Consider the following 23419-nt stretch of genomic DNA (forward strand, 5'->3'; position numbering starts at 1 on the left):
GCAAAACACATAATTTTGTTAGATACCACAACTACTTAAGGGCGAAAAATATGTTTAGTAAAATATTACAAATTCCACCCTCCTATTGGTTTTTCTACCAGCACTTGTAGTATTCTCCTTGACTGGCTTTTCGCTTCCCAGACCTGCGTAGCTAATCCTATCCGAGGTTATGCCAGCATTAATAAAATATTGGGCTACGGCCTTTGCCCTGTTTTCGGATAGCAACTTGTTATATGCTTCCGAACCAGTACCATCTGTATGTCCATTAATCCGAATTTTCAACGATAGGTTATCTGCCAAATAAGCTGCTATTTCTTCCAATTCCTTTCGTGCGGACGGAACTAAAACAAAGGTGTCAAAATCAAAAAGTATGTCTTTGAACGTATTTATCTCATCTAATTTAAACAACACCTTTTCACTCTTATCCTTTGATGAATTTCCATGGTCATCAATGGTTGTAATTCTGACCATATCTAAATAATAATAAGAGCCCTGCGTAACATTCCGTTTTGTTCTAAATTTTTGAGTTCTTTTATTACTTTTGAAATTCCCGATAATCATATATTGCTCGGTACCGTTAGCAACAAATTCTTTTTCCACCAATACCCAGTCCTTTTTATCCGAATAAAAATCAGAATACTTTATTTCAAAATAATTAGAGACATCACCAGAAACTTTAGAAAGATGCATCCTTGAAAGCACCTTTCTTGTAGGAACACTTACGGGGCTTTGTGTGAACTGAATTCCAAATGCTTTGATGGCAAAATCTGAACGTTCTGCCAAGCTAACATAAAATGACAACTTATAAGTAACATCTTTTTTTAATGGTTCTACTAAACTTGCCTGTACATATTCCCTATAATCCTCTGGCGCATAAAAATAAAGTCCAATATAACCTATACCAAAATCTGCAGGTTGCTCTCCATTGAAATTTTTGGGTGTACCCATGACGTCACTACAACCATTAAAATAATCGGTAGAGCCCATTGTGGGCGATTTCCAATGTAGTACGTCATCTTCTAAATTACCCAAGGTTCGGGGACAATTTAGAAAAGTTTCAAAACTGGGATTTTCAATTAGATTTTCAGAATTACTTTTTTGAGCATGACCTAGAATACTAATAAAAAATACTACTAAAAAGCACCTAGTGTAGTTCATTGCGACTGTTCAGATACCTCTAAAATAAGAAAATAGATTTCCTAAAACGTATCCAAGCGAATTCTATGAAGCTGTCGCTATTAAAAATCGAATTTGTAAGTAGCACCTGCTAATACTTGCAAACCCTGAACAGGATAATTTGCCCAACGCTGGTAATTGTTGTTAGCAATATTTGCCGCTTTTACAAAAATTGATAATTGATTATTCAATCGGTGACCTACATGTGCATTGGCGTCAAAATAACTATCCAAAGTAATTAAAGTAGCGGGGAATTCCGATTGTGGTACATTTTGAACCACCACAGTAGAAAAATCTTCACGTTCTCCAACAAAGAAAAGATTTGCCCCCATATACCATTTTTCACCAATCTGATAATCCATAAAAAGGGAACCGGTTAAGTTTGGCAGGTTCCAAGCTGGGTTGTCTGTCTCGGTATTATAATCATAGACTTCGGCATTTATTCCTAAGGTAAAGTTGCGATTTACATCTATATTCAGTTCTCCAAAAATTCCTATGGTTTTTATATCATCATAAAACACTTCAAAAGAGTTGCCAAAATAGTATCCTTTTTCATCGTCTCTAAAGTTGTTCTGAGGGTTTAGTTTAAATAACGGACTATTGTTTTCAGCAGTATAAGAGCCTTTTATATTGTAGCTAAGATTAGGTAATAATTGTCCTTTTAACCCTACATATGCATTGTATTGACTATCGGTCGGAGCTATGTTCAAGGTTGGTGACACAAAGGGGTTCTCATCAACAAAATCATAATAAGAATTTTGTCTCAACTCCCCTACTACACCACCATATGCTATGACTGCCTCCTCCAACAATCGGTAAGATGCAATCACTGCCGGATAGATATAAAAATTACCCTCACTGTTTTCCAAATCCATTCCATAGACCAAATTAACACCAAGATTTAGCGACAGGTCATCGCGTAACATGGTTAAACTAGGGTTAATGCCAACTTGCAAATTACCATACGTTATTCCTGCGTCATTATTGGCGTTGTTTACGTTAGCATTTTCGAATGCGCCACCTACGTAATCTACATTTGCCTTTATATCGAAGAACTCTTCATTTACCGGAAATTCAAAACCGGTATTAAAAATAGCCCTATTCTCACCAGAACCCACTACATCCCAAAACCTACGATATTTTAAGTCTGCCCGTTTAAAAAAGGAGTCGTCTACATTAATATGCCCTGCTGCCTCGGCCATGAAGTAATTCTGTCTTTCATCTATACCATCTGCGGTAGCTTGGTCATACACCCCTTCCGGCAGACCATACCAATTATATAATTGATGTTTTACCCCAATATCGGCACCCCAGTCTAAATCACGGTCGCGCTTTTTAAAAGAGGCGTCCAAGTTTGTATTGGAAAAAATATTATCTAACTGCAAGCCATCTATATCCCCTCTTGAGGAGTTATGATCCAGAGCAATGGTATAATTAGATTCGCGGTCTATCTCGTGACTGGTATAAAACTGTGCCATAATATTTGCAGGATTTCCTCCGCCAGCAGAGGCAAAGGAATTGAAAAGTACAGGCGGTGGTATTTTCTCCACTCTAGAGGCTGTTCCTTTAGAAGGTGTAAAAGTTGATGCTACCGGCACCGAAAAAATGTTATATTCAATTTTCTTCTTTTGTAGCACGATAGAGTCGTTCAAATTAGGCATCGATTTTATCTTAAACGCGTCTGATACCGTGGGCGTATACGCCTTAGTTACCGTAACGGTTTCCGTTCCTATATCTTCGGTCTTATCGTCCTGTGCACCTACGACTTGTGCCAAAAAAAACAATAGCGCAATGCTTATTTTTATGCTTTTGTACATACGTGTTCTATTACTGTGGTACATTAATTTTGATTAGGGTTTACAGAAGAATTACTCTGGGATTCTTTGGATTTTATAATGGCTAGTTCTCCTTTGGCATCCGCTACTATCTCTGGATATTGGCCAAAATTTGAAATAACACTATCCAAAATATAGGTAGCTTGGTAAGCATCTCCCAAGGCATAGAAATTCTTTGCCATAAGCACTAAGCCCTTTCCTCCCCATTCTTTATAGGTAGCATAATCCTTTGCTAGTTTTTGAACGGAGCTATTGGAAGATTCATAAGCCCCATCTTTATTCTTAAAGTAAGCGTCGTAGTATAAGGCCTCCGCTGCAGTGCCTCCGGATGCAATTTTTAATACTTGTGCATAGGCAGTTTGTGCTTTACTTTCGTCGCCTGTTGCAATGGCGGAACGTGCTATCATAATCTGGGCATCACTCTTGATACGGTTATCAATACTGGGGGTAGCCAAAACCTTATCGGCATATGCTAAGGTCTTATTGTAATTTTTAAGTTCATAATAGCCTTTCATAAGGTTAGACTGTGCAAAGGTTCTATTCTGTTGTATGTTCGCCTGTTCCTCTAATTTCAATAAATATGGCAAAGCGGCATTATAGTCTTGGTTGCCGATATAGACCTCGCAAACTCTCGTTAATGCCTGTTCCGCGTACTCGCTTGTACTTCTATCTGCAACATATTTATAATAGGGAATTGCCGCAGCTTTATCTCCTTTTCCAAAATATAATTGCGCCAAGCTAAAATTAGCATCAACGGCATGGAGTCCGTTCGGAAATTGTTGAATATAATTTTTAAAACCACGGATAGCGGCATCTTTATTACCGTCCCTATTTTGCTTTTGAGCGGACTCAAAACTTGCGTTATCCAGTTCAGTATCAGTAACCTCAACAAAATCCAGATCACCTACCCATGAAGCATATTCATCTACGCGACCTAAATCCACATAAACCAACTTGGCCGTGGCTACCGCTTGCACAGCTTCTTGAGTTTTAGGAAAATCCCTCACCACGGTTTTAAATTTGGCCAAAGCGGCTTCATTTCTATTGGCGTTATAGTGAATTAACCCTTGACGCATCAAAGCTTGTGGAACTAGGGAACTGCCTTTATATTCGGCAATAAGTCTATCATACGCTTGTAGTCCGGCCGTCTCCTTACCAGAGCTTACATACGAATTTCCCAATTCAAAAAGTGCATCGTCCTTGAAACTAGACCTTGGATATTTCGAAACAAAACTTTCCAAGTTTTCAATTTTAGTTTCTCCTCTTCCAACAAACCCATAACTCATCGCCTTTTGATAAGAAGCATAGTCTTTTTCAGGTCCGGTTAATGCCAACGCTTTATTGTAGGTTTCTATGGCAGGCCAATATTTACTCGTAGCAAAATAACTATCCCCTAATCTGAGGTAGCCATCGTTTAACTTTTCTACCTCACTACCACCATTAGTGGTAAAGGCATTAAAATAAGTTATTGCATTCCCATAATCTTTTTGCTTAAAATAGGCATAGGCCAAGCTATAGTCAACATCCTTGCTTTCCGGAACTAAATTGGAATTTTGATTCTTCTTAAAAGCAGTGAAACCTTGCACCGCCTCATCAAATCGATTTAATATATAGTCCGCTTCTGCTTTCCAATAATTTGCCCTAGCCCTAAAAAGTTCATCTTCGGCGCTTCCTAAAGATTTCTTTAAATTTTCTGAAGCTCCTCCATAGTCGGATTCCATAAAAAGCTCAATACCCCTGTAGTAAGCCACCTTTTGATAGGTAGCTTTACTGGCATAGTTTTTATTCTTTTCTAGCAATTCCATAGCACCTGCAAAGTTTTTGGAGGTTATAAAGGAATCTACCAATAAGGTCTGCATTTCTTGCTGATGCTCATCATTGGGGTAGGCATCCAAATAATTCGTAATCACTTGTGGTACGGGCTCATAGGCATTACCTATTTCATAACTTAACCTCGCATAATTCAAAAATGCATCTTTCGTAATTTCTGGTTTAAAGTCCATCTGGGAAGCATTCCTGAACGCATTTAAGGCTTCCGGTTTTTTATCTAGCTTTAAATAACATTCCGCCAAATGGTAATAGGCATTTTGGGAAACACTGTTTGTCCCTCCTATGATTTTATTGAACTGCTGAATGGCGTTGGCATAATCCTCTTGCTTGTAATAAGAGTATCCTAACAAATAATAATCGGTATTATTCCATTTACCACGCTTTCCCTTGTATGCTTCCAAGTAAGGAATAGCATTACTAAACTGGTTTAAATTAAAATAACTTTCCCCTATGATTTTATTAAGCTCGGATACTTCTTTACGGTCAGATTTAGGTAGTTGTTTTTTCGCTAAAGCGATGGCCTGCTCAAATTTCCCAAGCTTAAAATTCATATCAGCCTGATAATAACTCAGCTTTTCCTCCAATACATCTTGGTCGGTTATTTGGTCAAAACGCTGGTTAGCCTCTTCATAATCGTCTTGTTGGTAAGAAATATAACCCAGATAATACTTGGCTTGGGAGCCATATATTGGTGAAGTCGTCACTTTTTCTAAATACTTTTCGGCATCATCCGTTTTTCTGGATGAGAACAAGGAATAACCATAATTAAAGTTAAACTTGTCCATTTCATTTCTAGAAAGTGCGCTCTGATCTACCTTATTGTACCATTTTAAAGCATAGGGATACTTACCGGTTTCAAAATAATATTCCGCGACATCCGCAAAGGCAGAATTACGTTTGGTAGAGGTTGGGTACTTTTCCACAAAGTCTTCCATTAACCTATCGGCCCCATATTGGTTTAAACGTACTGCGGCGTTTGCCACATAATACGCACTATTGGCAGCGGTCTCCTCATCTTTTGTTGTGGCTTTAACCTTTTCAAATATAGTTTGCGCAGCTTGATACTGTTCATTGTTATACAGGGTAAGGGCATCCTGAAAATCTTTTTTCTCGTGGGTATAAATTTTTGATTCTTGGGCGTTGGTCGTCCAAAGTATACCTATAAACAAAGGAATAAGAAAGGTAAGTTTTTTATGCATAGCGTTCTCTGACTATTATGAAATACCTAAGTATTACAAAGGATAACGACAAATATTGTACCTAAGTATGTGTTATGTATCCACAAAAGAAAAGAATTTGAAAAACAGTTCTTTAATATCGCAGGGAACTTATTACTTTTATATCAACATTAGTACTATGGAAGAGACTGTTTTAGAGCTGAAAGATGCTGCTATTTTTCAAAAAGAGAGCCTTGTTTTAAGCGAGGTGAACATTCAGGTATCAAAGGGAGAGTTTGTCTATCTTATTGGAAAAACCGGAAGTGGAAAAAGTAGTTTTATGAAAACGCTTTACGGAGACTTGCCCTTGAAAAAAGGTGAGGGTAAAATAGTAGACTTCAATCTTAAAAATCTCAAAGAAAACGACATTCCGTTTCTGAGACGCAAGCTAGGTATTGTTTTCCAAGATTTTAAATTGTTGCCGGACAGGAACATTAATCAAAATATGCTCTTCGTATTAAAAGCTACGGGCTGGAAAGATAAAGCTAAAATGGATGCCCAAGTCCTAGAAGTTTTAGAGAAAGTAGGCATGAAAACAAAGGGTTTTAAATTTCCTCATGAAATTTCTGGAGGTGAGCAACAACGGGTTGCGATTGCCCGTGCATTGCTAAACGACCCAGAACTTATCCTAGCGGATGAACCTACCGGAAACCTAGATCCACAGACCAGTGTTGAAGTCATGAAGGTGCTACAGGGAATCAATAAATCCGGACGAACTATTTTAATGGCCACACATGATTACGCCCTAATTTTAAAATACCCTTCCAAGACTATAAAATGCGATGCTAATCGCGTATTTGAAGTGGTACAAAAAGCAGTCTAAAATCAAAATACGCACTCCAATCTAAACCTTAATTCATTAACAGTTTACGCAGGTTTCTTATTATGGAAAATCAAGAAAAAAAAAGATTACGGGAACAGGCATCCGAAGAAAAAGACTGGCTTAAATGGGGTCCTTATCTTAGTGAACGCCAATGGGGAACTGTTAGAGAGGACTATAGCGCCCATGGCGATGCATGGAACTATTTTCCGCATGAGCATGCCAGAAGCAGAGCCTATAGATGGGGCGAGGACGGTATAGCAGGTTTCTCGGATAGGTATTGTAATGTTTGTTTCAATATAGGGCTTTGGAACGGAAAAGACCGTATTCTCAAAGAACGTTTGTTCGGACTCACCGGTCCGCAGGGTAACCATGGAGAAGATGTAAAAGAATTGTACTACTATTTGGAGAATACTCCGTCTCATTCCTACATGAAGCATCTTTACAAATACCCGCAAAATGAGTTTCCATACGAACAACTTGTATCGGAAAATCAAAAAAGAGGACGAAAAGAGTTGGAATATGAATTGCTCGATACCGGGGTTTTTGATAAAAACGAGTATTTCGATGTAGTAACCGAGTATGCAAAAGCGGATGAAAAAGACATCCTCATCAAGATTACCATAACAAATAGAAATACCAAGTCTGCAGCATTAGCTATCCTCCCTACCCTGACCATGCGTAACCATTGGACATTTAAAGAAATGTCCAAAAAACCTTTAATTCAAAAAAGAATTAAAAATAAGTCACCCTATGTAGCCATAGATCACCCTTACGTAGGTAATTACCATCTATATTTTGAGGAGGCCAACGAATTGCTTTTTACGGAGAACGAAACGAATAGGGAAGCAATCTACCTTCAAAAAAACAATCATCCATTTAAAAAAGACCTGTTTCATAAAGCCGTATGCAATAACGACTACAAACTAGCCACCAAAAATAAAAAGGGAACCAAATTTGCGCCATTATACCAGAAACAGATAGCAGGAGGAGCATCTGTAACGATACGCCTTAGGCTTTCCGAAAAATCTCTAAAAAATCCTTTTGACAAAAATTTCGATGCTATTTTCAAAAATCGATTAAAAGAGTGTGATACCTTCTATGAGGCTATGGCACCCAAAGCCAATACAGATAAAAAGAATATTTTAAGACAAGCGTTTGCAGGGTTACTTTGGACAAAACAATACTATAATTATGAGGTTGAGCAATGGCTAAAAGGAGATTCCAAAAATTCGCAACCTCCCCAAGAACGCCTATCTGGAAGAAATAATAGTTGGAAAACTCTAAGGAACCATGACGTGCTCTCTATGCCAGATGCCTGGGAATACCCATGGTATGCCGCTTGGGATTCTGCCTTTCATTGTGCTTCCTTTGCCCTAATAGACCCAGCATTTGCAAAAGAACAACTATTACTATTTACCAAAGAATGGTATATGGCACCAAACGGTCAGATACCCGCCTACGAATGGAATTTTAGTGACGTTAATCCACCAGTGCAAGCATGGTCTGCACTTAGGATATACAAAACGGATTTAGAAAAGACAGGTACAGGAGACATTAAGTTTCTAAAACGGATGTTCAACAAGTTGTCCTTAAACTTTACATGGTGGGTAAACCAGCTAGACCGAAATCAAAACAATGTATTTCAAGGAGGATTTTTAGGGTTAGACAATATTGGAGTGTTCGATAGGAGTCATGGCATACCAGGTAATGGCATATTGGAACAAGTAGATGGTACCGCCTGGATGGCCTTATATTGCTTGAATATGTTGGAAATAAGTTTGGAAATCGCCAAGGAAGATGAAGCTTATGAAGACATGGCCACTAAGTATTTTGGTCATTTTATCTATATCGCAGAGGCACTCAATAAAATTGATACTGCCTACGAAGGAACTTGGGACAGCGAAGAAGGTTTTTTCTATGACAGATTGGTACTGCCGGACGGACGTTCTGAACGCATTAAAATACGGTCTATAGCCGGTATGCTATCCCTTGCTGCGGTACTCAACATAAAAAAGGAGACATTAGCCCTTTTTCCAAAGTTCAAAGCCAGTATTCTTTGGTTTAAGAAATACCGCATGGAAAATCTAAAATTCCCAATTATTCAGGAATTTAAAGATGGGGAAGACCTTTTACTTTCATTGGTACCTAACGATCGTTTACAGTTATTGATTAAAAGTTTATTGGACGAGAAAGAGTTTTTGAGTCCTTTTGGAATCCGTTCTTTATCTAAGATTCATGAAGAACCATATAAAATCAATATAGAAGGAATAGACTACTCCATTAACTACGAACCCGCAGAGTCTACAGTTTCTCTATTTGGAGGTAATTCTAATTGGCGTGGTCCCGTGTGGTTACCTATGAACTACCTCTTTATCCAATCGTTACGAGAATATCATGACTATTGCGGAAAGGATATGCAGTTTGAATATCCTACAGGTAGTGGAAATAAAATGGACCTTAACCAAATAAGTAATGAAATAAGTAAACGACTTATTAAGATGTTTGAGAAAGATAATGCCGAAAAACGCCCCATTAACCTATTGCACGAAAAACAATATACCGACCCCGATTTCAAAGACTTAGTCCTCTTCTATGAGTATTTCCATGGTGAAAACGGTCGTGGGCTTGGAGCCTCTCATCAAACCGGGTGGACCAGCTTGGTCGCTAATCTAATAGAAGAAATTGATAAAGAACTAGATTAAAATAACCGCTCTAAGTCTAAAAATGGAGTAGATGAAGAATAAAATTATCAGTCTTCATATTAGGAAGTATCATCAATAAGCTTTGCTAAAATAAGTTAGCGCTAAATTTTAAGAATACTATCAATAAAATCATTAAAACTGTCACTAAAATTAAATTCTCAGAGCCAATTCTTTTTTATTAATTTGCGCAAAATTAAATACACATAATGGCAGTTCTTGGTATTGATATAGGTGGTTCTGGAATAAAAGGAGCTTTGGTAGATTTGGAAACCGGCGAAATGCTTACCGAGCGCCATCGTATAAAAACACCCGCGGGAAGAACTCCGGATGATATGGCAGAGGTAGTGCATCAAATCATCAAACACTTTGACTATAAAGGAAAAGTGGGTTGTGGTTTTCCTACAGTAATCAAAAAAGGAGTCTGTAAATCCCCCGGTAATCTAGATAAAAGTTGGCTTAATCTAAACGTGGAGGAGCTTTTAGAAAAAAAGACAGGGCTCGACTTTACCGTAATCAATGACGCAGACGCTGCCGGATATGCAACCATGACTTATGGTATTGGAAAAGGCGAAGAAGGTCTTGTAGTCATGATAACCATTGGAACCGGATTGGGCAGTGGCGCTTTCTTAGACGGCCGTTTAATCCCAAATTTTGAACTAGGACAGATACCCTATAAAAAGTATAAAAAAATAGAACTTTGGGCGGCAGCTTCGGCAAAGGAACGAGAAGAACTTTCTTTTGAGGAATGGGGAGAACGTTTTAATAAGTTTTTGAAATATGTAGATCTTATCATAGCTCCCGACCTGATCATACTTGGAGGTGGTACGTCTAAACATTTTGATAAGTTTAAAGAATACATTACGATAGATACACCTGTAATACCAGCAGAGCTCAGAAACCAAGCAGGTATTATTGGTGCTGCAGCCGCAACTTTACATAAAGCTCCTAAAGTTTAAGTTTCAGAAAATATACGATATTATAAAGCCCGAGCAGTTGCTTGGGCTTTTTTTTGCATAAGTTGCCGGACCTACTCTATAATCTTTGCTCCTTCCGGAATATCAAAGAAGTCTTTGGACACTTGTTCTTCAAAGCGTATGTCAGAAACATCGATTTTAGTAATATATTCACCCGGCTTTTCGTCTTCAGTAAGCCAATGCGTTTTGTAACCCGTTGGAAATACAATACCTTCTACCGCAGTTGAACCGATAACTTCCATAAACTTTTCAGGCAGATGACCGCCATCCTTAAAATAAGCCGGATAGGAAACGATATAACGAATAGCCGTGAGTTGATGCGAATCTTCCTTAAAGTAAAGAATATAATAATCGTCTGGAGCATCACCTGTACCGGCATCAAATGTGACTTTTACCACATCCTGTGATGCATCTTTGTAAACTGTTTTCGGCAATAATTCCAAGTTTACTCCTTCTCCATCTAGAATAAAGGGTTGCCCTAAAAAGTATATAGGAGTTAATGCCCAGAACTTGGTATCGTATTTAAAAGCTAAACTATCTGTTGCTTTCACCCATGCCTTCTCCCCTGTCCATCCATAATGTGCCGAGCTATCGGTTGCACTGGTATGTCTTGCCCTATTGCTCCATGTATCTATTGTTTGATAACTATCGCGTTGTGCTTTACTTTTATCCAATGGTTGATAATTGAATCGGAAAGATAATGGTCCATTACCGTACCATGTTGCCAAGCCTCCATGGGCTTCCATAGCATTCCAAACCACTTTACCCGCATCCGTTTGATTCAACCTTGCTTTGGCCTTAGCAACACGATTAGCAATCCATGAATCGGGAATACCTGCGTTCGTGTTCAAGGCTTCATTGGCCATAATGTCTTTGTCCTCCGCGTTCTTAGGCATCTCTTTGCATCCTAAAAAGACGCTTAAAACAATAAGTGTAAGTAGTTTTAAATGTGTGTTCTTCATGTTGATTGTTTTAAAGGTACTTTGTCGTAAAATAAGTAACAACATTTCATAAAAAAGCCCTGAAAAATTCAGGGCTGTTTATTATGCTATTTTATTTCTTTTCCGATCTACTTCGGTGAGGTATATCTTGCGAAGTCTTAAGTGTTTCGGAGTAACCTCCACATACTCATCCTTTTGAATATATTCTAAAGCTTCTTCCAAAGAAAATTTAATCGCTGGAACAATTTTAGCCTTATCGTCTGCTCCCGAAGAACGTACGTTCGATAACTTTTTAGTTTTTGTAATATTGATGGTCATATCGTCTCCACGAGAATTCTCTCCAATTACCTGACCTTCATAAATATCTTCTCCCGGATCTACAAAGAACTTACCTCTATCCTGCAATTTATCAATTGAGTAAGGAATTGCTTTACCTTTCTCCATAGAAACTAAAGAACCGTTTTGACGTTGTGGAATATCCCCTTTCATAGGTTGGTATTCCAAGAAGCGGTGCGCCATAATTGCTTCACCGGCGGTAGCTGTCAGTAATTGATTTCTAAGGCCAATAATTCCTCTTGAAGGTATTTGAAACTCACAAAGCATACGGTCTCCCTTTGCTTCCATACTAGTCATTTCTCCTTTACGAATAGACACCATCTCTACAGCCTTACCGGAAACTTCTTCAGGCAAATCAATAGTTAAGTGCTCAATAGGCTCACATTTTTTGCCATCAATCTCCTTAATGATCACTTGTGGCTGTCCTATCTGAAGTTCATAGCCCTCACGTCTCATAGTCTCGATCAAAACAGAAAGGTGCAGTACCCCACGGCCAAAAACTAGAAATTTATCCGCACTATCGGTTTCATTAACGCGCAATGCCAGATTCTTTTCCAATTCGCGCTCCAAGCGTTCCTTGATATGACGAGAGGTAACAAATTTACCGTCCTGACCAAAAAATGGACTATCATTAATCGTAAAGAGCATACTCATCGTAGGCTCATCAATAGCAATGGTCTTTAAGCCCTCAGGGTTTTCTATATCAGCCACGGTATCCCCAATCTCAAAACCTTCAACACCAACCAATGCACAAATATCACCAGTCTCTACTTCCTGAACTTTTTTACGTCCTAGACCTTCGAAAACAAAAAGTTCCTTGATTTTAGATTTTACGATACTCCCATCTCTTTTTACCAAAGAAATTTGCTGACCTTCTTTTAAGGTACCACGGGTTAATCTTCCAATAGCAATTCGTCCCGTAAAAGAGGAAAAGTCCAACGAAGTAATAAGCATTTGCGTATTTCCTTCGGTTGGCTCAAAAGTGGGTATGTGTTCAATAACCATATCCAACAGCGGCTCAATGTTGTCCGTTTCATCCTTCCAATCCTCGCTCATCCAATTGTTCTTTGCAGAACCATAAACGGTAGGGAAGTCTAACTGCCATTCTTCAGCACCTAACTCGAACATTAGGTCAAATACTTTTTCGTGCACTTCTTCCGGAGTACAGTTTTCTTTATCTACTTTATTGATGACCACACAAGGCTTTAGACCTAAATCTATTGCTTTCTGCAAAACAAAACGCGTCTGCGGCATTGGCCCTTCAAAGGCATCTACCAATAGTAACACGCCATCTGCCATATTCAGGACACGTTCTACCTCACCACCAAAATCCGCGTGACCAGGGGTGTCGATTATATTAATTTTAGTGTCCTTGTATACAACGGATACATTCTTAGATGTAATGGTTATACCACGTTCGCGTTCCAAGTCATTGTTATCCAAAATAAGATCTCCCGTATTCTCGTTCTCTCGGAAAAGACTACAGTGGTACATTATTTTATCGACCAGAGTAGTTTTACCATGATCTACGTGTGCAATGATTGCGATATTTTTTGTTGTGGACATAAGGTCTATTTTAAGCGTGCAAAGATACTTCTATTTTTTGCATGTACACCTAAACTTATGTTATTTTTATCTTACTGATTTTGAAGAAGTTATTTTCTTTTGCGACCCAATACCCAACCGATTCTAGCGGCAAGAATTAAAGCTATGCCGCTACCCTTAATAAACGCATCATCCTCAAAATAGGCCAATCCCGTTTCCAAACGATAAAAAAACCCTCCCCTGTAAGTCCTTTGCATGCCATAAACAGGCCCTACAGCAAAGATAGACGCCTTATTCAAATTACCAAGAAGTGAATTACCATCTTGATACAAGAGCAATCCACCAAGATAATTACCGGAATTACCAGAAATATTCTTCTTTTTTTCTAATCTACGTTTCATATTATAATAGTACCGATATTGACCTCTTACAATAGGATAAACGCCATACTCTGCATTTCTTATTTCCAAACCAGCTAACGTTTCAACACTTAATGTTGTATTATTTCCTATCCCTTTCTCATATAGAATTGCAGGAATTGGAAATCCCAACTGAACTTGATGGTCTTCAACATTTTTATCTGATTGTGCATTTAGGCTCCCGAATACTGCAATAGACAATAGGAATACTAGTAGTGATTTCATAAAGCTTGTTTGATTTTTTTGGTTAAGCCTTTTTAGTATCAAATAGTGCGCCAAGTTTTACTATTCAATTCTATCTTTTTCATCCTCTAATCCCGTTTTCCTCTTCCTGGCTTTTTTAATCTCTTTGTGACCAAAATCATATGTAACACTAAATGCAACTTGTCTAGTATCACTCCCGCCACTACCGTTGATAAACAAGTCGCCAAACTGGGTAGTTCCCTGCCATGGAACAGTGTATAAGATATCGTTAAAAGCCAGTCTTGCTGTTAGCTTATCATCAAAATATTTCTTTTGGAACGCTAAATTCAAGGACCCAAGCGACTTTGTTTGATAAGTTCCACCCCAAACCGTGGGTGAGCTATACCAGCCTGAAAGTTCTATTCGCATTTCTTTAGGAAGTGAAAATGTATTTTGGGCATATAGACTCAAAGTTTCCTGCTTTACAGGTAAGAATTCGGGACTATTGGCTTTGTAACTACTAGTATAAGCGTTGAGACTAAAATAAACATTCCACCATTCCCTAATCTTTTTCGGATAGGATATTCCAAGGTTAATAACTTCATTATCTGCCACGTTTCTAGTAGTTATAAAGTTTCTACTACGCCCATCCGCAACGGTCACCTGGGCAAAAAAATCCGACACATGACTATAGCTTATAGAAGTTGTAAGCCTGTAGTTAAAAGTATGGGACAGTTTTAAATTATCTGTATACTGCGGCTGTAAAAAAGGATTTCCTTTTCTAAAAGAAAGCTCGTCAATCACATATTCAAAAGGATTTAAAGATTGATAATTAGGACGTTGTATTCTTCTGCTGTAAGTCAACGCAAACTGGTTTTTTCGGTTCAATTGATAGGTCAAGCCACCAGATGGAAAGAAATTAGTGTAGTTACGTTCTACCCTGGCATCTTCGTTTTGTTGCATACTCATAAGATTTCCATCGGATATGGTATTCTCTACCCGTAGACCCATTTGCAAGTTCCATTTCGTCCATTTGTAATTGTAATTGATATAAGCTGCATTTATTTTTTCAGTATAATCGAACTGGTTGCTTTGCACCGTACTCAAGACATCTTCACCGTTTACACGATTAAAAAAATCGAACGTGTTATCTGTATTCACATAGGAGAACTTGACCCCTAAACCTAGTTTTCCTTTAAACAGGTCCTGTTCATAATCGGTCTTATACGTTACGATTCCGATGTCTATCGGCGTATTTTGACTGGTTGCGTTCTGACGGATGATTTGGGTCTCATCGCCATTGAAATAAACATTGGGTTGAGCGGCGGTACGGTCGCTACTATATTGACCGAAATCAAAATCCACATTAATTGAATGTCCCAGCGTATCTGCGTATTTATAGTTCAAATTGGCATTAATGTTATAAGAGGTATTGGAGGTCCTGTTGTTTGAAACCAACACACTATCGTTCGCCGTATTTCCTACCGGGCGAATGGGCGTACGGGCATTATTGTTCCCGAATCCATTATTGAAATTCCCATTAAAAATAGCCCCTATTGTGCTCTTTTCGGTGGCGTAGAAATCGTAGCCTATCTTAACATTGTTACTGTTCTGGTCATAGATACTATTCGTACGGGCATCAAACTGGGTTCCGGATTGTGTCCGCAGTAGGTTTAAAAAGTTGGTGCTTTTCCCGAACCGGTTACTGTATGTCCCGTATAGGTTTCCCTTTTTTCCCCTAGAGTTAAAATTGATACTGGTATTGTAACGTGCAAAGTCCCCTATGGTGACTCCCGTAGTCACAGAGCCATTCGTACCCAAGCTTTTGTCCTTTTTGAGCTTGATATTGATGATACCCGCATTCCCTGCGGCATCGTATTTTGAAGAAGGTTGGGTTATAATTTCTATAGCTGAGATATCGGTTGCCTGTAAACTTTCTAAGTAGTTCGTTAAATCTTCCCCTTGTAGAATAGATAGTTTACCATCTATAAAAATTTGTACTCCTGCCTTTCCCTCCACAATTATTCCTCCAGAATTATCCATGACAACACCAGGGGCTTTTCGTAGCAATTCAAATGCACTGGTACCAGTAGCATTAATAGTGTTCTCTACATTAAAAACGGTCTTATCGGCAAGTACTTGTACCATTGGTTTTGCAGCCACTACAGTTACCTCATTTAAATTTTCAGCAGAAATTACCAATAAAACATCATCCAAGTTTAGGGATTTACCAGTATAATTCACCTCCTTTTTAAAATCAGCAAAACCGAGATTCGTAATTTGTAGTATGTATGTTCCGGCTGACACTTCCTTGAACTCAAAAAGTCCTTCTTCATTAGTGATTATAGCCTTGACCAAACTAGAATCTAGAGGACTGTTTAAGGTTACTGCGGCAAAAGGAACTACCACCCCTTCTTGAGACAAAACCTTTCCTGATAAGGTTTGGGAATATGTGAAGAAAGGAAAAACGAACAAGATACTGGCAATTAACATTCTCATGATTACAAGGTTTACAAATTCAACAGGACAAAAATGCATTGTACATAGCGTTACTAAAAACAGAAGTCGTTGGATAGCCCAATAGCCAGCCGAATAGCCTTGGTCAATTGAACTTCGTATAGGTCGGTTCGTCGGTTTTCAATTCCTCAAAAGAATCAAGAACCATACATTTGATTCAAATTGAAAAACAATAATTATGAAAACCACATTAACAATTATCGTTTTATTATGTGCATATTTTTCTACTGCTCAGGATTACTTCTCCATAGTTGTGAAAAATGATAAGACTACTTATAACTATCCTAAGAATGCGCAGATCACTATAATCAATGAGCTGGGCGATTCAACATTGATAAAAAAAGATGAAGCATTAACCTTAAAGGGCGACTATACCTTATCAATTGAGACGCCTTGGAATCCAGAAAGAGAAACCATCACTAGTGATGGCGGAATACTTGAAATCTTCGTGCTTCCTACAGAACGTAGAAATTATGCGTACCATAGAAATCCAGCTATAATTACACAATATGAAACTTCAAATAATAATAGTAAACCAAGTTTAGAACGGAAAGAAATTATGAGCTCTAACAATGAATCTGAAAATTATAATCTACTAGCTGTTTTCACCAATGGCTTGGTTTTTAAGTATGATGATGGCAAAGTAAGAGCTTGGCTAGATAACAAAGAGCTAAAAGTTACAAATCACTATCTTATTCAAACACCGGATGGCATTTTAAAACTTAGCTTTGATCCTAGAGACGGAGAATTCTGGTATGTTTTTGAAATTTGAAAACTTATAATTCTAAAAATGGATTTATTAAAACAAAGAAGCAAAGCGCAACTTAACAAAAAAGAGATTTTTGTAGTCCTCCTGTTCTACTTTCTTTTTGCATGGCTTTATAGAATCGTTTTATGGTATAGCGGTAGAAGTTACGAGGATGAAGGTTTTTGGGGATGGTTAGACCTTAGAGGTTTCTGGTTGGCGTCTGGTCGTCAATATGCCTTTTTACTTTTAGCTTCAATTTTGATTTGGTACATTGGCTTCTATTTGCTCAGAAAAAAATCACGTCATCATCAAATAACCGCTGTAATTTTTTTAATACCTGTTCTATCCTACTTAGTGAGGGAACTCAGATATCTAATCATAGACTCCCTTGGTGAAAATAGATTAAGAGGAACAGGTACGGTCTGGGATTGGTACATACCTTTATTATTCCTGTTCATTCAATTTGGTTGCTACTTCGCTTACAGATATTTTTTAGAGAACGAACGAAAACTAAAATTGGAAGGGGAACTTCGCCAAGCAGCGCTCAAAAGTGAACTAGCAGCTATAAAAGCACAGTTAAATCCGCATTTCCTGTACAATGTGTTTAATACCATAAATGCTTCTTTACCACCAGAAAGTGAAAAAACCCGTAACATGATAGCACAGTTATCGGACTTATTTAGATATCAATTGAAAGCATCGAAAAAAGAATTGGTGTCCTTGGGCGAAGAACTAGAATTTGTACAGAAATATCTAAATCTCGAAAAAGAACGCTTTCAAGACCGACTTCATATTGACATAAAAGTTTCTCAAGATTTAATGCAAGAGAAGATTCCACCGATGCTCCTGCAGCCTTTGGTGGAAAATTCTATAAAACATGGTCTGTCTAGTCTAATAAAAGGGGGCACTATTTCAGTTTATATATTTAAAGAAAAGGGTAAGTTGAAGTTTGAAATATCCGACACTGGTATCGGCGTAAAGGATAAGAACGCGGTCTTCAATAAGGGTATAGGTTTGACCAATACCGCGCTTCGATTACAAAAAATGTATCAAAGTCAATTAGAGCTCGTGGATAACAGCCCTAATGGCTTAACCGTTAAATTTGCGATATGAAGAAGGTCTTAATAGCCGATGACGAAATAGCAGGACGCAAGCTGATAAAAGAATATTTAGAGGTCTTTCCACAACTGGTTTTGATAAGTGAAGTGAACAATGGAGTAGATGCCATTGCAGAAATAAATCGTTTTAAACCAGACTTGGTCTTTTTAGATGTACAAATGCCCGGTAAAACAGGTTTTGAGGTGCTTTCCTATTTAGAGGAGATCCCACAAATCATTTTCTCTACGGCTTATGACCAATATGCATTACAGGCCTTTGAAGTGCATGCAGTAGACTACTTATTAAAACCTTATACCAAAGAACGTTTTAGCAAAGCTATTGAGCGTTTAGAAACTAGCGGCAAAGATGTTAGCGGTCTGGCACAAAGCTTAATCATGGAAAAGGAAGATTATCCAGAGCGGGTTTTAGTCCAATTAAATAAAAAATTAGTCACTATTGGCGTTTCAGATATTATTTGGGTAGAAGCTTATGGAGATTACTCTAAAATCCATACTGCCTCCTCTATTTTTTTGAGTAATTATGGTATTACTAATCTTGAGGAAAAACTAAATCCAAAATCCTTTATGCGCGTTCATAGATCTTCCATAATTAACTTGAACAAGGTCAAGGAGTTGCACAGGTATGGAAAAAGCTATGACGTTACCATGGAAAATACTGATGTTGTGCGGGTTAGCCGCGGATATATGGATGCCTTAAAAAAAATCATGCTATAAACTAATTCTGCCAATTAATTTTTGGCTTCTTTCCTTTGCGTTTCGTAGCCACCCAACCAAATGTAAAATTGAGTAATGCCCCGTAACCATCAGTAACACCATCACCACGGTAATATCCAAAACCGAGCTCCGCGTTTACGTTAAAGCCTTTTCTATTGGTACGCTGCACGCCGTAAACCCCTCCGTAAAAAGCAATGGCAAAATCACTTGGACCGTTCAGATTATCCGTTAACTGCAAGGGTCCCCAAAAAATACTTCGCGCAGCAGAAACGTAGTCCGCTGAATTTCCAGTAATATTCTTGTTCACATCCAAACGGTTTTCAAAATTGAGATAATAACGAAGTCTGGTATGCCATGCGAAACCATAAGTATACCCTTCTTGATAATAGGCCAATGCCGGATTAAAACTGGTAGAAACACTAACGTTTTTAAATAATCCCAACTCATAGCGGATACCAGGACCAAAAATATTGAATGTTACTTGATGCCTTTCTAAGTTGACAATACCAAAACCTTTCTCATTTGTTTGAGCTTGGATTTGATAACTATAAACGAATATGAAGAAGACAAAAAGAGGAAGTGTTTTTTTGAACATAGGAGGTTGTTTGAATTCTAAAACTAATCAGTTAAGCATTAGCTACCTTATGTTTTAATGAAATTTTATGAAAGAAAATCTAGAAGTAAAAGTCAAATAGTAACCTATTTGCAAATCAAAATACAAAATTAAAATTATATCTTCTAGACTAATCAGATTACCTTCCCACACACCATCTTTTCTCACTGAAAATCCAGCCAATACTGAGGTTAACTACGGGATAAATGGGTCCTTCAAAATTGCCGAGGTAATAAGCAGCTCCTGCGTCTACAGAAAAGTTGAAACCTGAATCATAGCTGCGTTGCAATCCCGTTACTACTCCTGCATAGCCAAAGACTCCTTTTACGAGTTCATTATTTATGGTTCGGGTATCGGGAAAAAAGGCCGCCACGGCAGGGGCAATATAGTTGGCGGAATTCCCATAAATGGTTCTTCTATTTCGTTGACGTGCCTCAAAATTGTAATAGTATCTGTATTGAGCCGCTACGGCAGGGAAGAATCCTAGTTCTTCGTAAACATCGGGCAGTAAGGGATCTAAAGCTGCTTGCAATCCCGCTTTAATATCCAAGGTAGTGTTCACGCCAAGTGCCATCTCATACTCCAAACCCGGATGTATAAGGTTTACCTTAAACTGACGAAGCTCACAATTTTTACCAAACTGAGCCATTGCTTGGCTCCAGACCAAGAGTACTAGTAGTAAGGATAAGTTTCGTAATGGTATCATCTGTAGATTTGGGTTTATCACAATAGCACCCCTATACAACAGAAAGTAGCTTAAAATAGTATCTTTGTACTCCTAAACTATAGCCAATATGAAGCTTTCCCTGATACCCCGGATAAAACATACCGATTCCAAAAACTTCTTTTTACTCTGCGGCCCTTGTGCTATTGAAGGAGAGGATATGGCTTTGCGTATTGCCGAACACGTTGTTTCCATAACCGATAAACTAAACATACCCTATGTGTTTAAGGGAAGTTTTAAGAAAGCCAACCGAAGCAGGTTGGACTCCTTCACTGGAATAGGGGATGAAAAAGCGCTTAAAATTCTTCGTAAAGTATCCGAAACCTTCAAGGTACCTACGGTGACGGATATTCATACCGAACAGGATGCAGACATGGCAGCGGAATATGTAGATGTGCTACAAATTCCCGCGTTCTTGGCCAGACAGACCGATTTACTGGTTGCAGCGGCTAAAACTAGAAAAACGGTAAACATTAAAAAAGGACAGTTTATGAGTCCGGAAAGTATGAAACATGCCGTTACCAAAATTACGGAAACAGGTAACGAGCAAGCTATTATAACGGATAGGGGAACTATGTTCGGCTATCAGGATATGATTGTAGATTTTAGAGGAGTACCCACCATGAAACAATTCGCACCAGTGGTACTGGATGTAACCCATTCTTTACAACAACCTAATCAATCTTCTGGAGTAACTGGAGGAAGACCGGCACTTATAGGGACCATGGCTCGGGCAGGCATTGCAGCAGGTGTAGACGGACTGTTTATAGAAACCCATTTTGACCCTGCAAACGCGAAAAGCGATGGTGCCAACATGTTGGATTTAAGTATGCTTGAAAAACTATTGACCGACTTGGTAGCCATACAGACCACCATAAACAGTCTTTAAGACTATTACCTTATCGTTTCTCATAACCATTAACGCAATGAAGAAGTCACTCTCAATGTACTTAGCTGTTTTATTGACAGTGCTTATATGCTCCTGTAGCGAAACTAGGCCCAAGAAAACACCAAAAAGGCCCAATATCGTCTTCATCATGTCGGACGATCATGCCTACCAGGCCATTAGTGCCTATGACACCACCTTGATCAGGACGCCGAATATTGATCGCCTAGCACACGAAGGGATGCTGTTTACCAATGCATCGGTCACCAATTCTATCTGCGCACCTTCCAGAGCAGTAATCCTTACAGGAAAACACAGTCATATCAATGGTAAAATTGATAATTTAAGTCCGTTTGACACAACGAACATAACCTTTCCTATGCTACTTCAAAAAGCGGGATACCAGACCGCCATGTTCGGGAAACTACACTTTGGAAACAATCCAAAAGGTTTTGACGAATTCAAAATTTTACCAGGTCAAGGCGATTATTATAATCCCCGATTTATTACAAAAGATGGCGACACAACAATTACAGGGTATGTCACGGATATCATTACCGACCTAACCATGGATTGGATGCAAAAACGAAGAGACACTACAAAGCCATTTCTTCTAATGTATTTGCACAAAGCGCCCCATCGCAGTTGGTTACCGGCGGCACGTCATTATCCCGAATTTACCAAGAACAAATACCCGATACCAGAAACATTATTTGACGACTACCAAACACGAGGTGATGCTGCAAAAACCGCAGAGATGGGTATTTTGAAAGACATGCTTTTAAAATATGACCTTAAAGTTCCCGAAAAGACATTAAAAGAATTAGGTATTTCCGAACGTTTAGGGGCTGGTGGGATAAATAGATTAAATGCCTTGCAAAAAGCTGCTTGGGATAGCATTTATGAACCTTTAGCTGCTGATTTTTTAGAACGATATCCTAATATGACGGATTCCACGCTCACGGTTTGGAAGTATCAGCGGTACCTTCAGGACTATTTGGGAACTATTGCCGCTGTAGATGAAAATGTAGGTCGGTTATTGGATTATTTGGATGCCGAAGACTTAAGTGAAAACACCTTGATAGTCTACACTTCTGACCAAGGGTTTTATCTAGGCGAACACGGTTGGTTCGATAAACGCTTTATGTATAACGAGTCGTTCAAAACGCCTTTGCTGATTCGATGGCCAAATGTAATTACATCAAATACCACGGAAGACGAACTCGTTCAAAATTTGGATTTCGCCCAAACATTTTTAGAAGCTGCGGGGGTAGAAGCACCGAGCGATATGCAAGGCGAAAGCTTGTTGCCCATTTTTAAAGGAGATAAAAGCGATTGGACACGAGATGCGGTATATTATCATTATTACGAATATCCTGCAGAACATGCTGTAAAGCGGCATTATGGCATTGCTACCAAGGAGTACAAATTGATGCATTTTTATTATGACGTAGACCAGTGGGAGTTGTACGACCTAGAAAATGATGCCACAGAATCGAATAACGTATACAACAAACCTGAGTTTCAAGAAATCGTTACCGAGCTAAAAATAAAACTAAAGGAAACACGAGAAAAATATAAAGATTCTGATTCATTGAGTAATCAATATATTGAGTTATATAAGGAAAAAGGATACATGGATTAATTCCAAAACGAAGCATATTACTGAAGCGTTAACAAGCTCAACTCCAAAACTTATTATCCTTGATAAGGTAAGCCTCCTGTAAAATTTCCACTAGAACCGTTTCATCAATGGTTTCTAATGAAGTATACCGAAGCGATTTGATAAGCTTACGACCGTCTACGGTCAACTTATCGGTATGTTTTGTCAAGTGTGCGGAACGCCAAAAACCCAAATCCACATAACCTTTTTTTACCGACACGTTCATATAACAAAACGGACTGTCATCTAAATAATAACAGGGCAATTTCCACTTGAACTTTAACTGGGCCTCTGGGATGGTGCGTTCTATGGTGGCCTGCAAGTGCAAAAGAACACCTTTAAAAGGTTCCGGCTGATTTAGAATATAGTTTTCCGCTGGGTTCATGGGTTTTGAACAAGAATGACGCACAATTTACTATTTCTTAAACAGATAGCGGTATTTTATATAGGCCTAT

18 protein-coding genes are annotated in these 23419 nt (G+C 38.5%); 8 read left to right on the forward strand and 10 right to left on the reverse strand.

Annotated features, from left to right (window positions below; translation table 11 throughout):
* Positions 1-54: 54 nt before the first annotated feature.
* The 3 genes from SJY09_RS08890 to SJY09_RS08900 form a co-directional block, all read right to left on the reverse strand.
* Positions 55-1158 carry an OmpA family protein gene (locus SJY09_RS08890; RefSeq protein ID WP_396635374.1) on the reverse strand — a complete coding sequence of 368 codons (1104 nt, stop codon included), beginning with the start codon at positions 1156-1158 and terminating at the stop codon, positions 55-57.
* An 80-nt stretch (positions 1159-1238) separates the two neighbouring features.
* Complete coding sequence (locus SJY09_RS08895) at positions 1239-2993, reverse strand: TonB-dependent receptor (RefSeq protein WP_396635375.1); 1755 nt, start codon at positions 2991-2993, stop codon at positions 1239-1241.
* Between the two features lie 23 nt (positions 2994-3016).
* On the reverse strand, positions 3017-6040 hold the full coding sequence (locus SJY09_RS08900; protein WP_396635376.1) for a tetratricopeptide repeat protein: 3024 nt from the start codon (positions 6038-6040) through the stop codon (positions 3017-3019).
* 157 nt (positions 6041-6197) lie between these two features.
* On the opposite strand from SJY09_RS08900, the gene SJY09_RS08905 reads away from it, so the two are divergent.
* From SJY09_RS08905 to ppgK, 3 genes are all read left to right on the forward strand, one after another.
* Positions 6198-6881 carry a cell division ATP-binding protein FtsE gene (locus SJY09_RS08905; protein ID WP_396635377.1) on the forward strand — a complete coding sequence of 228 codons (684 nt, stop codon included), beginning with the start codon at positions 6198-6200 and terminating at the stop codon, positions 6879-6881.
* A gap of 62 nt (positions 6882-6943) precedes the next feature.
* Positions 6944-9583: an MGH1-like glycoside hydrolase domain-containing protein gene (locus SJY09_RS08910; protein ID WP_396635378.1), complete on the forward strand. Its 2640-nt coding sequence runs from the start codon at positions 6944-6946 to the stop codon at positions 9581-9583.
* A gap of 206 nt (positions 9584-9789) precedes the next feature.
* Entirely contained in the window at positions 9790-10539 is a 750-nt protein-coding gene (ppgK, locus tag SJY09_RS08915) for a polyphosphate--glucose phosphotransferase (RefSeq protein WP_396635379.1), read from the forward strand.
* A 71-nt stretch (positions 10540-10610) separates the two neighbouring features.
* Here the strand turns inward: ppgK and SJY09_RS08920 are convergent, their stop codons facing one another.
* The 4 genes from SJY09_RS08920 to SJY09_RS08935 form a co-directional block, all read right to left on the reverse strand.
* Positions 10611-11519, reverse strand: coding sequence for a hypothetical protein (locus SJY09_RS08920; protein WP_396635380.1), 909 nt, complete (start codon positions 11517-11519; stop codon positions 10611-10613).
* 81 nt (positions 11520-11600) lie between these two features.
* A complete protein-coding gene (gene typA, locus SJY09_RS08925; protein WP_396635381.1) occupies positions 11601-13400 on the reverse strand; it encodes a translational GTPase TypA in 1800 nt (599 codons plus the stop codon).
* A gap of 89 nt (positions 13401-13489) precedes the next feature.
* Complete coding sequence (locus SJY09_RS08930) at positions 13490-14023, reverse strand: hypothetical protein (RefSeq protein ID WP_396635382.1); 534 nt, start codon at positions 14021-14023, stop codon at positions 13490-13492.
* Positions 14024-14083: 60 nt separating this feature from the next.
* Positions 14084-16480 carry a TonB-dependent receptor domain-containing protein gene (locus tag SJY09_RS08935; RefSeq protein WP_396635383.1) on the reverse strand — a complete coding sequence of 799 codons (2397 nt, stop codon included), beginning with the start codon at positions 16478-16480 and terminating at the stop codon, positions 14084-14086.
* Positions 16481-16676: 196 nt separating this feature from the next.
* Here SJY09_RS08935 and SJY09_RS08940 point away from each other — a divergent pair, with 196 nt between their 5' ends.
* From SJY09_RS08940 to SJY09_RS08950, 3 genes are read left to right on the forward strand one after another with little or no spacing between them, the layout of a single operon-like run.
* Entirely contained in the window at positions 16677-17270 is a 594-nt protein-coding gene (locus tag SJY09_RS08940; protein ID WP_396635384.1) for a hypothetical protein, read from the forward strand.
* Positions 17271-17288: 18 nt separating this feature from the next.
* A complete protein-coding gene (locus SJY09_RS08945) occupies positions 17289-18359 on the forward strand; it encodes a sensor histidine kinase (protein WP_396635385.1) in 1071 nt (356 codons plus the stop codon).
* Positions 18356-19078 (forward strand): LytR/AlgR family response regulator transcription factor, encoded by a 723-nt coding sequence (locus SJY09_RS08950; RefSeq protein ID WP_396635386.1) that lies wholly within the window; start codon positions 18356-18358, stop codon positions 19076-19078. Before SJY09_RS08945 ends, SJY09_RS08950 begins: the two co-directional genes overlap by 4 nt.
* 1 nt (position 19079) lies before the next feature.
* On the opposite strand, the gene SJY09_RS08955 is transcribed toward SJY09_RS08950, so the two are convergent.
* Both SJY09_RS08955 and SJY09_RS08960 read right to left on the reverse strand, forming a co-directional pair.
* The gene (locus tag SJY09_RS08955) at positions 19080-19673 is read right to left on the reverse strand and encodes a hypothetical protein (protein ID WP_396635387.1); all 594 of its coding nucleotides are present in this window, start codon (positions 19671-19673) and stop codon (positions 19080-19082) included.
* A gap of 157 nt (positions 19674-19830) precedes the next feature.
* Positions 19831-20397, reverse strand: coding sequence for a hypothetical protein (locus SJY09_RS08960; protein ID WP_396635388.1), 567 nt, complete (start codon positions 20395-20397; stop codon positions 19831-19833).
* 88 nt (positions 20398-20485) lie between these two features.
* On the opposite strand from SJY09_RS08960, the gene kdsA reads away from it, so the two are divergent.
* Both kdsA and SJY09_RS08970 read left to right on the forward strand, forming a co-directional pair.
* Positions 20486-21304, forward strand: coding sequence for a 3-deoxy-8-phosphooctulonate synthase (gene kdsA, locus SJY09_RS08965; RefSeq protein WP_396635389.1), 819 nt, complete (start codon positions 20486-20488; stop codon positions 21302-21304).
* 37 nt (positions 21305-21341) lie between these two features.
* The gene (locus SJY09_RS08970) at positions 21342-22946 is read left to right on the forward strand and encodes a sulfatase (protein ID WP_396635390.1); all 1605 of its coding nucleotides are present in this window, start codon (positions 21342-21344) and stop codon (positions 22944-22946) included.
* A 37-nt stretch (positions 22947-22983) separates the two neighbouring features.
* Here SJY09_RS08970 and SJY09_RS08975 read toward each other — a convergent pair whose 3' ends face one another.
* The gene (locus tag SJY09_RS08975) at positions 22984-23349 is read right to left on the reverse strand and encodes a DUF1801 domain-containing protein (protein ID WP_396635391.1); all 366 of its coding nucleotides are present in this window, start codon (positions 23347-23349) and stop codon (positions 22984-22986) included.
* Between the last annotated feature and the right edge of the window lie 70 nt (positions 23350-23419).

It is taken from the genome of Maribacter sp. R77961 (genome assembly GCF_044594925.1).
Taxonomy (GTDB): domain Bacteria; phylum Bacteroidota; class Bacteroidia; order Flavobacteriales; family Flavobacteriaceae; genus Maribacter.